The sequence below is a fragment of the Mesorhizobium sp. WSM4808 genome, assembly GCF_055811675.1.
This window is the reverse complement of the sequence record NZ_JBVVQX010000005.1, coordinates 82,026-94,038: the sequence shown is the minus strand read 5'-3', so window position 1 is coordinate 94,038 and position 12,013 is coordinate 82,026. Positions and strand designations below refer to the sequence as shown.

General features: G+C 64.4%; 11 protein-coding genes. 7 read left to right on the top strand and 4 right to left on the bottom strand.

The window, feature by feature from the left end; genetic code table 11:
- Positions 1 to 18 precede the first annotated feature (18 nt).
- A complete protein-coding gene (locus AC0L2U_RS10450) occupies positions 19 to 1,374 on the bottom strand; it encodes a chloride channel protein (RefSeq protein ID WP_292702344.1) in 1,356 nt (451 codons plus the stop codon).
- Between the two features lie 158 nt (positions 1,375 to 1,532).
- Here AC0L2U_RS10450 and rlmN point away from each other — a divergent pair, with 158 nt between their 5' ends.
- From rlmN to AC0L2U_RS10435, 3 genes are read left to right on the top strand one after another with little or no spacing between them, the layout of a single operon-like run.
- Complete coding sequence (gene rlmN / locus AC0L2U_RS10445; RefSeq protein WP_292702347.1) at positions 1,533 to 2,768, top strand: dual-specificity RNA methyltransferase RlmN; 1,236 nt, start codon at positions 1,533 to 1,535, stop codon at positions 2,766 to 2,768.
- Positions 2,765 to 3,214 (top strand): hypothetical protein, encoded by a 450-nt coding sequence (locus AC0L2U_RS10440; protein ID WP_127321011.1) that lies wholly within the window; start codon positions 2,765 to 2,767, stop codon positions 3,212 to 3,214. Before rlmN ends, AC0L2U_RS10440 begins: the two co-directional genes overlap by 4 nt.
- Positions 3,214 to 3,693 carry a hypothetical protein gene (locus AC0L2U_RS10435; protein WP_127808680.1) on the top strand — a complete coding sequence of 160 codons (480 nt, stop codon included), beginning with the start codon at positions 3,214 to 3,216 and terminating at the stop codon, positions 3,691 to 3,693. Before AC0L2U_RS10440 ends, AC0L2U_RS10435 begins: the two co-directional genes overlap by 1 nt.
- A 6-nt stretch (positions 3,694 to 3,699) precedes the next feature.
- Here the strand turns inward: AC0L2U_RS10435 and AC0L2U_RS10430 are convergent, their stop codons facing one another.
- Positions 3,700 to 4,341: a LysE family translocator gene (locus AC0L2U_RS10430; RefSeq protein ID WP_128364387.1), complete on the bottom strand. Its 642-nt coding sequence runs from the start codon at positions 4,339 to 4,341 to the stop codon at positions 3,700 to 3,702.
- A gap of 129 nt (positions 4,342 to 4,470) precedes the next feature.
- A complete protein-coding gene (locus AC0L2U_RS10425) occupies positions 4,471 to 6,546 on the bottom strand; it encodes a putative bifunctional diguanylate cyclase/phosphodiesterase (protein ID WP_292696560.1) in 2,076 nt (691 codons plus the stop codon).
- Positions 6,547 to 6,836: 290 nt separating this feature from the next.
- On the opposite strand from AC0L2U_RS10425, the gene AC0L2U_RS10420 reads away from it, so the two are divergent.
- Complete coding sequence (locus AC0L2U_RS10420) at positions 6,837 to 8,060, top strand: argininosuccinate synthase (RefSeq protein WP_292635934.1); 1,224 nt, start codon at positions 6,837 to 6,839, stop codon at positions 8,058 to 8,060.
- 5 nt (positions 8,061 to 8,065) lie between these two features.
- Positions 8,066 to 8,587 (top strand): hypothetical protein, encoded by a 522-nt coding sequence (locus tag AC0L2U_RS10415; protein ID WP_292635935.1) that lies wholly within the window; start codon positions 8,066 to 8,068, stop codon positions 8,585 to 8,587.
- A 44-nt stretch (positions 8,588 to 8,631) separates the two neighbouring features.
- Here the strand turns inward: AC0L2U_RS10415 and AC0L2U_RS10410 are convergent, their stop codons facing one another.
- Positions 8,632 to 9,429, bottom strand: coding sequence for a lytic murein transglycosylase (locus tag AC0L2U_RS10410; protein WP_127271186.1), 798 nt, complete (start codon positions 9,427 to 9,429; stop codon positions 8,632 to 8,634).
- A gap of 141 nt (positions 9,430 to 9,570) precedes the next feature.
- Between AC0L2U_RS10410 and AC0L2U_RS10405 the strand changes: the two genes are divergently transcribed.
- Together AC0L2U_RS10405 and AC0L2U_RS10400 are read left to right on the top strand one after the other, a co-directional pair.
- The gene (locus AC0L2U_RS10405; RefSeq protein WP_473601875.1) at positions 9,571 to 10,818 is read left to right on the top strand and encodes a flavin monoamine oxidase family protein; all 1,248 of its coding nucleotides are present in this window, start codon (positions 9,571 to 9,573) and stop codon (positions 10,816 to 10,818) included.
- Between the two features lie 91 nt (positions 10,819 to 10,909).
- Positions 10,910 to 12,007: a zinc-binding metallopeptidase family protein gene (locus AC0L2U_RS10400; RefSeq protein WP_473601874.1), complete on the top strand. Its 1,098-nt coding sequence runs from the start codon at positions 10,910 to 10,912 to the stop codon at positions 12,005 to 12,007.
- Positions 12,008 to 12,013 lie beyond the last annotated feature (6 nt).

The window sequence follows — 12,013 nt, the reverse complement described above, 5'->3', positions numbered from 1 at the left end:
ACCCCAGCCTTTTTGCTTTCAGCCTTGCGCCGATCCCGGCCCGGCCTCCGCCCGCCGCCGCCGGATCGCCTCGGCGATGAAAACACGCGACAGCGCGTGGTAGAGCGGCTCGTGCGAGATCATCCGCGCCGTACCGTAGCCCAGCATCGAGGCCAGCATCAGCGCGATGACATTGTCGTGATTGCCGGTCATCTCCAGGATGATGACGAAGGCGGTCATCGGCGCCTGCACCACCCCGGCGAAATAGCCGGCCATGCCGAGCAGTGCCGCAGCCCCCGTGCTGGCGCCGAAGAGGAGGCCGAGCGAACTGCCGATGCCGGCGCCGACCGCCAGCGAGGGCGCGAAGATGCCGCCCGGAATGCCCGAGATCATCGACAGCAGTCCCGCCAGGAACTTTTCGGCAAAGAAGAACCATGGCAGCGGCGTGCCTTCGACGGCGCCCCGTGCCTGCACGTAACCGGTGCCGAAGGTCAGCCCGCCCGAGGCGATGCCGATCACTGCAACCAGCAGCCCGCAGACGGCCGCGACCAGCAAAGCGCGCTGCAAAGGCTGCCCAGTGTTCCAGCGCCGGATCCGGCGTGTCGCCTTCAACGCCAGCAGCGAAAACAGCGCGCCGAGCCCGCCGCCGATGACGCCGCAGGCGATCACCAGCGGCCACTCGGCGGCAAACGAGATCGTGTCTTTGGCGACGCCGAAATAGGTGTAGTTGCCGAGCAGGCCGAGCGAGGCGAGGCCGGCCAGGATCACCGCCGTCAGCACCAGCCCATTGGTGCGTGCCTCATAGGTGCGGCCCATTTCCTCGATGGCGAAGACGATGCCGGCCAGCGGCGTGTTGAAGGCGGCGGCGATCCCGGCGGCCGACCCGGCCAGGATCAGCCCGCGCGCCTGCACCATGCCGCCCCAGCGTGCGGCCTGCAGCATCAGCGATGCGCCGACCTGCACGGTCGGACCCTCGCGGCCGATCGAGGCGCCGCAGAACAGGCCGACGATGGTGAGCATGATTTTGCCGACCACCAGCTTGAGGGACAGGATATGACTTCGGTCCTCGTCGTCGCGAAGATGGCGGGCGGCGATCGCCTGCGGAATGCCGCTGCCTTGCGAGCCGGGAAAGAAGGTGTGGGCAAGCCAGGCGCACAGCACGAAACCCAACGGCGTAACGGCAAGCGGCAGATAGAAACGCCAGCCGCCTGCGTCTCCTGTCATCAGGTGAAACAGTTCCTGCGCCCTGTCCGCCAGCACCGCGAACAGCACGCTGATCACACCGATGCCAAGCGCCCCGGCCCAGAACACCAGGCGCGGCTGCCACACCCGCCGTGAGCCCCACATCGCGCGCGAACGCCGCAGCATGGGATATCTTCGCGATGTGCCGGCCATGTCTGTCCTCGAGCGGGGAGTATCGAGCCCTAACACGTGCAGGCCAGAGGTTAAACCGGCACAACCCATGACTCTGCCCTCAACCTGTGCTATGCGCCGCGCTTCCTTTCCGGCACGATGCGTGAAATCGGCCGCAAACCGCTTATATCAGTGCAACCATGACCCTTTCATTCGATCTCACCACCGACGGCACCCGCGACGCGTTGCGCGCCCGCGCGGCACAGCCCGAAAAGCAGTCGCTGATCGGCCTGACGCGCGTCGAGCTCGCCGAGGCTCTGGTTGCATCAGGCACTGTGCCCGAGCGCCAGGCGAAAATGCGCGCCCAGCAGCTGTGGCACTGGATGTATGTGCGCGGCGTCTCCGATTTCGCCGGCATGTTCAACATTTCCAAGGATCTGCGCGCCGAACTGGACAAGCACTTCACCGTCGCCAGGCCCGAGATCGTCGAGGAGCAGATTTCCGCCGACGGCACGCGCAAATGGCTGTTCCGCTTTCCGCCGCGCGGCGCCGGCCGGCCGGTCGAGATCGAGACGGTCTACATCCCCGAAGAGGGTCGCGGCACGCTGTGCATCTCCTCGCAGGTGGGCTGCACGCTGACCTGCTCGTTTTGCCACACCGGCACGCAGAAGCTGGTGCGCAATCTGACGGCTGAGGAGATCCTCGCCCAGCTGCTAACCGCCCGCGACCGGCTCGGCGATTTTCCCGACCGCGACACGCCCGACGGCGCCATCGTGCCGGCCGAGGGCCGCAAAGTGTCCAACATCGTCATGATGGGAATGGGCGAACCGCTTTACAATTTCGAAGCGGTCAAGAAGGCGCTGCTGATCGCTTCCGACGGTGACGGCCTTTCCTTGTCGAAGCGCCGCATCACGCTATCGACCTCCGGCGTCGTGCCGGAAATCTTCCGCACCGGCGAGGAGATCGGCGTCATGCTGGCGATCTCGCTGCATGCCACCAATGACGATCTGCGCGACCTGCTTGTGCCGATCAACAAGAAGTATCCGCTGAAGGAGCTGATCGCCGCCTGCCGCGCCTATCCCGGCCTGTCGAACGCCAGGCGCATCACCTTCGAATATGTGATGCTGAAGGACGTCAACGATTCCATCGAGGACGCCAAGGGCCTGATCAAGCTGCTCAAGGGCATTCCGGCCAAGATCAATTTGATCCCGTTCAATCCGTGGCCGGGCACCAACTATCAGTGCTCGGACTGGGAGACGATCGAGAAATTCGCCGATTACATCAACAATGCCGGCTATGCCTCGCCGATCCGCACGCCGCGCGGCCGCGACATCCTCGCCGCCTGCGGCCAGCTCAAATCCGACTCCGAGCGCATGCGCAAGGTCGACCGGCTGGCGCTGGAAGCGATGATGATAGCGGGGCACGGCGAGGCGTGAGCCGCCCCGTCGCCTGGCTAAGACGCTTCGCCATCATGGCGGTCGGCTATGTCGCCGCGGTGCTGACTTCGATCCTGGTGCCGGTGCTGCTGATCGCTCTTCTGGAAGGCATCGAAGACGGCAACTGGTCCATCATTTTCGCCTTCGACTGGCTGGGCTCGTTCCCGCTCGCCGTGTTGACCGTGATGATCGGCGCGCTGTTGATCGTCGGTCCGGCGCTCTTCGTCGCCGAACGGTTTTCGCTGCGGGGATGGTTCTACTTCGCCGCCACGGGTGCGATCACGTCCATCGCCTTTGGCGTATCCATGCCGCGCTCGGCCAGCAGCTTTGTCTTCAATCCGGGCTTTCTGGGTTTTCTCGCCACCGCCGGCATCGCCGCCGGTTCGGTCTACTGGCTTCTGGCTGGACGCAGATCCGGCACGCGACAGACTCTGGGCCGGGATTGATGGCGCGTCTCGTCGGCTACCTCGTCCGTTTCACCGTCATCCTGTTCGGCTATGCCGTCGCCTCGCTGGCGGCGAGCGCCTTCCTCAATATCCTGTTGCTGGCATCGCTCGGCTACACGCCGGAGCATGCGCATCCGACGGCGACGGCTTCCCTGTATTTCTCAATTCCCTTCGCCGCCCTGTTCGTCGCCTATTTCGCCCTGATGCCGGCCTCTGTCGTCATCCTGCTTGCCGAAATCCTCGGCCGGCGCGACTGGCTGTTCTATGCGCTGGCGGGCGCGGTGGTTGCCGGTGTTTTCCTCGGGCTTGCCGACCACAGCGGTGACACCGCCTTCGCCGTCAGGGACACCAGCGCCATCATGGCCGTGATCGGCAGCGGCATGGTCGGTGGTATCTTTTACTGGCTCAGCGCCGGGCGGTGGGCCGCAAGCTGGTGGCAAGGCGAACCAGGATCAAAAGAGGATGGCCAGACAGGATGACGGCGCCTACTTCGCCTGGGCCGTCAGGATCTTGAGGGCGAAGGCGGAGAACACGCCGGCAAACAGATAGTCGACCACCCGCGTGACGCGCGGGCTGGCCTTCATCGCCGCCGAAAACTTTTCCGCCGCCAGCACCATCGGTACCGTCACCGGCACCGACAGCACGATGAACATCAGCCCAAGGAAAAACAGCTTTCCCGGTGCGTTCGGATCATGCGCGGAGACGAACTGCGGCAGGAAGGTCATGAAGAACAGGATGATCTTCGGATTGAGCAGATTGACGCCAAGGCCCGCCGCCCAGCTGCGCAACAGCGAAATCTCGGGGCCTGTCTTCTTCTCCGGCGAAAAGGCCGAGCCCCTTGTGATCGCCTGCCAGGCGAGGAAGACCAGATAGCCGGCGCCGAAGATCTTCAGCACGAAAAAGGCCGTCGGCGAGGCGACGATCAGCGCCGAGACGCCGACCACCACCAGCGTGGTGTGGATCAGCGTGCCGCACAGCGCACCGGCCATCGAGGCAAAGCCGGTGGCGCGACCCTGGCTCAGCGTGCGCGAGACGAACAACGTCATGTCGGGCCCAGGCGTGATCGCCAGGATCACGGTGGCAATGGCGAACTGGATCAGCGTGGTGGTGTCTGGAATGAACGACATGAGCGGCCCCAGGGATGGAAGCGCCTATACAGGATGCGCCGCGACGGTGCCAGACGCAGGAGCGATCCGATGGTCGATCCAGCGGGCGCGTGGCGAAGACATCAGCTGGCGGCCACCCCGGCGCAAATCCTATGCCGGCCTGCTCAGTCGCATCCTGGCGGGCTCCGTGGCGGCAGGCTGATCGTTCCGGACATCGGAGCCGCCGATGAGCAGGATCTGATCGATCGGCTTGGGCCTGCCGAGGAAATAGCCTTGCGCCTCGTTGCAGCCTTCGACCTGCAGGATGGTGAGTTGGACAAGTGTCTCGACGCCTTCGGCGAGTACCGGAATGTCAAGGCTGCGGCCCAGCGTCAGCACCGCCCGGATGATCGCCTTGGCCTGCGGGCTTCGCTCGACATCGGCCATGAACGAGCGGTCGAGCTTGATCTTGTCGAAGGGAAACGAGCGCAGCGTGTCGAGCGAGGAATAGCCGGTGCCGAAATCGTCGATCGCGATCGTCACCCCCAGCGCCTTGATCTGGCGAAGGACATGCAGCGTACGCACCTTGTCGGCGACGATCGTCGATTCGGTCAGCTCCAGTTCCAGCCGTTTCGGCGACAGCCCGGTCTCGACCAGGATCTGGTGGACGAGCTTGGCGAGATCCGCATGCGCGAACTGCACCGGCGACAGATTGACCGCGATCTTGTGGCCATTGTCCCACGAGGCCGCCTGACGGCACGCGGTCCGCAGCACCCATTCGCCGATCGCCATGATCGAGCCATTCTCCTCGGCAATCGGAATGAATTCGACCGGCGCGATCATGCCATGCACGGGATGGGTCCAGCGCAGCAGCGCCTCATAGCCGCAGGTGGCGCCGGTCGGGACCGAGGTCTGCACTTGATAATGCAGCGAAAGCTCGCCGCGCTCGATCGCCTGCCGAAGGTCGGTGGCCAGCGCCCGGCGCGCCCGCGCCGTCTCGTCCATAGCGGATTCGTAGAAGCAGACCGCCCGCGTCACGTCGTTCTTGGCCCGGTACATGGCAAGATCGGCATTGCTGACCAGCCGCTCGCGATCGGCCCCGTCGCGCGGATAGACGGCGACGCCGATGCTGGCGCCGGCAGCGATTTCAAAATCGTCGAGCCGCAACGGCTCGAACAAGGATTTCTCCAGCCGCGAGACGAGGCCGAGAAGGTCGTTCTGATCCTTGAAGCGCTTGATCGCGGCGAACTCGTCACCGCCGAGCCGGGCGACGAATTCGCCCTCGCCGGTGAGTTTCGCCAACCTGCGGGCGACGATCTTGAGCGCCTGGTCGCCGGCGGCGTGCCCTCTGAGGTCGTTGATCTCCTTGAAGCGGTCGAGATCGATGACGATGACCGCCGTCATCGTTTCCTCACCCTCGCGCGCCCGGTCGATCTCATGGTCGAGGCGGTCGTTGAAGGAGACCCGGTTGGGAAGACCGGTGAGGGCGTCGTTGAGGGCAAGATGCTGAAGCCGCTCGAAGCTTTCCAGGCGGCCGCGTTCGTCGATCAGGTAGCTGGCAAAGCCGGTCGCCGCGACGATCAGGCCGACAATGGCGACGGCGACCGCCATCGCCACCAGAATGTCGGGATTGGTCCCGGTGGTGATGAAGGACAGCGGCGTCACGGCCACCGCCGCCATCGCCGTGAAATGCAGGCCGACGATCGCCAGCACCAGCAGCCCGATGGCGAGATACTGCGACCAGCGGTATGGCCGGCGCACGGCATGGCCGACAGCCACGGCGGAAAACGCCACCGAAATGAACAGCGAGGCGGCGACATAGGAGCCGTCCCATTCGACGATGCCGGCAACGTGATAGGCCATCATGCCGGTGTAGTGCATGGCCGATATCGCCAGCCCGACGACGCATCCGCCCCACTCCGGGGCCAGACGCTTGTCGGAGGCAAGGGTGAAGCCCGCCCCGGTGCCGGCAATGGCGATGACCAGGGATGCCATGGTCAGGACCGGATCGAAGGTGATCGGCGCGCCAGGCTGATAGGCCAGCATGGCGATGAAGTGCGTGCACCAGATCGAGGAGCCGGCGGCGACCGCGGTCAGGAACAGCCAGCCCCGCATCTGCACGCCGGCGGTTTTCCTGGCACGGTCGAAGAGGCCGATCGTCACCCAGCAGCCGGTGACGCACATCAGCGCTGCCAGCAGGACGAGCCACAGATTATGCTCCGTGGCGATACATGATATAACGCGCATCAAGAACGGCCCAGGCCCGAGGGCGCCCACGGCGAAGCAGGCAAGAACTGCCCGGCACATGCCAAGGCGGCTTGCATCAGTGTTAGCTGCAGGGCGTGAAAACTTGATTAAATCTCTCCAGCAAATGCAGCCCTTGATTGCAGCAGGTTGTTTTCCCCTGCTCACCCCTCGCCATGGACTGGACCAGAAGCCATGCACGCGCGTGCTTGCTCGCTTTGCCGTTCCTGCTAAAAGGCCCTCCGACAATCCGTGACGCCTCGGCTGGGGCGTCCGCCATCGACGGAGCAGAAATGTCCAAGGCCAAAGACGTCAAGAAAGTCGTGCTCGCCTATTCCGGCGGCCTCGACACATCCATCATCCTGAAATGGCTGCAGACCGAGCTCGGCGCCGAGGTCGTCACCTTCACCGCCGATCTCGGCCAGGGCGGCGAACTCGAGCCGGCGCGTCGCAAGGCCGAGATGATGGGCATCAAGGACATCCGCGTCGTCGACGTGCGCGAGGAATTCGTCTCCGACTTCGTCTTCCCGATGTTCCGTGCCAATGCCGTCTATGAAGGCACCTATCTGCTCGGCACCTCGATCGCGCGGCCGCTGATCTCCAAGCATCTGGTCGAGATCGCCAGGGAGACGGGGGCCGACGCGATTGCGCATGGCGCCACCGGCAAGGGCAACGACCAGGTTCGCTTCGAGCTATCCGCCTATGCGCTGAACCCCGACATCAAGGTCATCGCGCCGTGGCGCGACTGGTCGTTCAAATCGCGCACTGACCTGATGAACTTCGCCGAACAGCACCAGATACCGGTGCCGAAGGACAAGAAGGGCGACGCGCCGTTCTCGGTCGACGCCAACCTGCTGCACTCGTCCTCCGAGGGCAAGGTGCTGGAAGATCCGTGGGTGGAGCCGCCGGAATTCGTCCACCAGCGCACCGTTTCGCCGATGGATGCGCCTGATACCGTCACCGAGATCGAGATCGAGTTCCTGAAGGGCGATCCGATCGCGCTCAACGGCAAGAAGCTGTCGCCGGCGACCATGCTGGCGGCGCTCAACGATCTCGGCCGCGACAATGGCATCGGCCGGCTCGACCTGGTCGAAAACCGCTTCGTCGGCATGAAATCACGCGGCGTCTACGAGACGCCCGGCGGCACGATCCTGATCGCCGCCCACCGCGCCATCGAATCGATCACCCTCGACCGCGGGGCCGCCCACCTCAAGGACGAGTTCATGCCGCGCTACGCCGAGCTCATCTACAACGGCTTCTGGTTCGCGCCCGAGCGCCTGATGCTGCAGGCGATGATCGACAAGAGCCAGGAAGACGTCGAAGGCACGGTGCGCCTCAAGCTCTACAAGGGCAACGTCATGGTCACTGGCCGCAAGTCGAAGAAGACGCTCTATTCCGACGCGCTGGTCACCTTCGAGGACGACCGCGGCGCCTACGACCAGAAGGACGCCGCCGGCTTCATCCGCCTCAACGCGCTGAGGCTGAGGACGTTGGCCGCGCGCAACCGCACCAAGTAGCGCGGATGCGCGGTTTCGGTCACTGCCTGGCGCCGCTGGTTGTTCTGGCGACGCCAGCGGCCAGCCAGGAGTTCGACCCCGCCTCTCTCGACCTTCCGGCGCTGATCGAGTGCAGGGCGGACGTTCCGACCTACAACGACTTTGCCCTGTGGCTGTCCAGCGCACCGGGTGCCGTTGAAACGCTTGGCTGGACGGAGGTTGCCTCGGGCAATCCGTTTCTCAGCCAATACGAACTGCCGGCCAAAATCCGCGTGTTCAACCGCGAGACGGGATCGATCGTGTTTACCGCTGCGGGGCCGATGGCCGTGCTCGACGGCGTTGCCGCGCCGGAGCTTGCCAAAGAACTCAACGTCATGGCCGTTTTTTCCACGCCGCAAAAATTCCTTGGCGAGAAGGTCGTTGTCCACAGTACCGAAGAGTCGGAAGGATTGACCTTCTCCACGGGCGTCAAGCTCAACGTCTCGACCGTCGAGTCCCACCCCGGCAAGACCCTGGCCGGCTGCTCCTACACGCTCGAAATCAAATAAAACCCGGCATTTGCGCCGGGTTTTCGATCAAGTCAGAAATGGCGTCAATCGCCGTCGATCGCCGTGGCAATGCGGGCGATGGCCTGCTGATAGACGCTCGCGGAATTCCAGCCGGCAATCGCGCCCATATTCGCACTCGCGCTCGCGCCCGCCCGCCAGCCATGGCCCTTGAGGAAGTTGGCGGTGGAAGCCAGCGCCGTGCCCTTGTCGCGCAGGTTTCCGCCGCCGACGCCATATTTCAGGACGTTTCCTGGCAGGAACTGCGTGTGTCCGATCTCGCCATGCGCGGCGCCAACCGACGAGGCTGACAGCGCCCCGCGATCAACCAGCTTCAGGGCTGCGATGGCATGCGGGTAGAAGAACCCCGGGCGGCGGCAATCATAGGCAAGCGTCAAAATGGCAGAGACGGTGTTCTGGTTGCCCATGGCCGAACCGAAGCCGGTTTCCATACCCCAGATGGCGAGCAACACGCCCGGCGACACGCCGTAATTCGCTTCGATCTTGGCGAACAGCGCCGCATTCGACTTTTTCAGCGACCGGCCCTTGGAAATAATCGCCGCGCCGCCGCGCCGCCGCATGAAATCGTCCACCGAGCCGCTGAAAGCCTTGTGAATGCCACGGTCGACGGAGATCGTCTTAGTCGCGTAGTTCGCCCCGGCCAGAGCGGCCAGCCCCTTGGCGCCTACACCTTCCGACCTAGCCTGCGCGGCAAAATCCTGCTTCCAGGCCTCGAAGCCGGCGCCGGTCTTGCCGCAGCTGGCCGCTGCCTGTGCGCCCGTCGCCAGCGCAAGCACCGCCACCACGGCCGCTGCAAACATCTTTCCCTTGGCAAGAATTGCCATGTTGATCTCCTGGTTGCCTGAATCACGTCCCAATTGCGAACTTGCCAGCGAAACGCGCACTTGTCACTGTCACCGCTGCAATGCTGGCGAATGCCGTGGAATTTGCCTAGGATCAAGTGATTATTGTGGCAAGGGGGCTGCATGCAAGACGTTGATGTCGTCATCATCGGTGCCGGCTCGGCGGGTCTTGCCGCCGCCAGGACCCTGCAGGCCGCGGGGCTTTCCTTCACGCTGCTCGAAGCGATGGACCGAATCGGCGGGCGAGCCTGGACCAGCGACCAGCATTTCGGCGTGCCTTTCGACATCGGCTGCGCCTGGCTGCATGCCGCCGACCGCAATCCCTATTTTCCCGAAGCCCAGGCGGCAGGCTGGACGTTGCATCATCACGACATGAACGTTGATCATCTCTACTACCGCGAGCGCAAGGCGAGCGAAGCGGAAGAAGCCGACATGAAGGCCGCCGACGCAAAGCTGTTCGAACTGCTGGCCAGGCATGAAGTGAAGGACGGAGATGACGATCGTCTTTCGGCGCTTTTGGCAAAAGGCCATGCGCCGCGCGCCGCCGCCACCTTCGCCGGGCCGATGGATTTCGGCGCCGACGAGGACGAGATCTCGATCCTGGACTTCCGGGCCGCTGCCGATCTCGACCCGAACTACTTCAGCAAGGAGGGCCTTGGCGCGCTGGTGGCGCGTTTCGGCGCCGGCGTGCCGGTCGAACTGTCGACGCCGGTGCGCAAGGTCCTGTGGGACGTGCCCGGCGTCGCCTGCGTCACCGATCGCGGCACCGTCCGCGCCAAAGCGGTGATCGTCACCGCTTCGCCGGCGGTGCTCGCCTTCGAGGAGATCGCGTTCTCGCCGGCCCTGCCCGACACGCATTTCGGCGCCTTCTTCGACCTGCCGATGGGCATGCTGACGAAATTGCCGGTCGAAATTTCGGGCACCAGGCTCGGGCTGCAGCCCTTCGACGACCTGCTGATCGAACGGATGGCCAGGCACGACATCTACTTCCTCTGCTTCCCGTTCGACCTTGACTTGATGGTCGGCTTCGTCGGCGGCGATTTCGCCTGGGAAATGTCGGCAGCCGGCGAGGCAGCCGGCATCGACTTCGTCGTCGACCGGCTGTGTGGCATCTTCGGCGGCGATACGCGCAAGCATGTCGGACGCGCCATGATGACCGATTGGGGCGGCGAGCGCTTCGTGCGCGGCGCATATGCCGCGGCCCGCCCCGGCCGTTCACTGGCGCGCGCCGCACTCATGCAGCCGGTGGCCGACAAGATCTTCTTCGCCGGCGAGCATCTGGCCGGCTCGCTGGTCCAGACCTGCGGCGGCGCACGGCTGTCGGGCGAGGCCGTGGCAAGGCAGGTTGTCGCCCAGCTTGCGGCCAAATAGCTTCAGGAAAATGTGGAACACCGCGCGGCTGTTCGCGTTGGGCACGGGCCGCCGTGAACATTTATGTCACCTCCGGTGAATTGAGACCGACATGAAACTCTTCGACTGTCCGCATTGCGGCCATCGCATCTATTTCGAGAACGCCAAGTGCCTGAACTGCGGGAACCTCGTGCTCTACGATCCCGAGCACGCGCGCTTTGCGCTGGCGGGCGTCGACGGCGTCTTCCAGTGCACCAACGCCGATGAATGCGCCTGCAACTGGATGGCGGAACCGGGTCACGCTTTTTGCCGCGCCTGCGTGCTGAATCAGCTGATCCCGGATCTCTCCGTCGACGGCAACCGCCGCCGCTGGATCCGTGTCGAAGCGGCGAAGAAGCGCGCCATCTACTCGCTGCTGGCCTTCGGGCTGCCGGTGGCGCCCAAGCAGAACCCGGCCGACGAAATCGGCCTTGCCTTCGACTTCCTCGCCGATCCGATCGGCGGCGGCCCCGGCGGCGAGCGGATTCTGACCGGCCACGACAATGGTTTGATCACGCTCAATGTCGCCGAGGCGGATTCGGCCGAGCGCGAGAAGCGGCGCGTCGAGATGGGCGAGAACTACCGCACCTTGCTCGGTCATTTCCGTCATGAGCTCGGGCACTATTACTGGGACCGCCTGATCCGCGACGATCCGCACAGGCTCGAAGCTTTCCGCGCACTGTTCGGCGATGACCGCGCCGATTACGAACAGGCGCTGAAGGCCTATTATGCCAATGGTGCGCCGCCCGACTGGCAGCAAGACCACATCTCGGCCTATGCGACCTCGCATCCTTGGGAGGACTGGGCCGAGACCTGGGCTCACCACCTGCACATCACCGACACGCTGGAAATGGTGCACGCGCTGAACTTTCCGCTCGGCCGGCTGGAGACGGTGGAGGCCAACGACTTGCCGCGCGGCGACACAGGCGGCGGGTTGCAGGCCGCACCCTCGGATCCGGCGACCGCGCCCGAGCCTTTCGAAAAGATCCTTGCCCGCTGGCTGGTGCTGTCGGAGGCCTCCAATTCGATCAACCGCTGCATGGGCCTGCCCGACCTTTATCCCTTTGTCATTTCGGACGTCACGGCGCGGAAATTGGAATTCGTTCACGAACTTCTGACCGATTTGCCGAAAGAAGCGGGAACAAATCGTGAGTTGGCGCAAGCGTTTTAGCGGGAA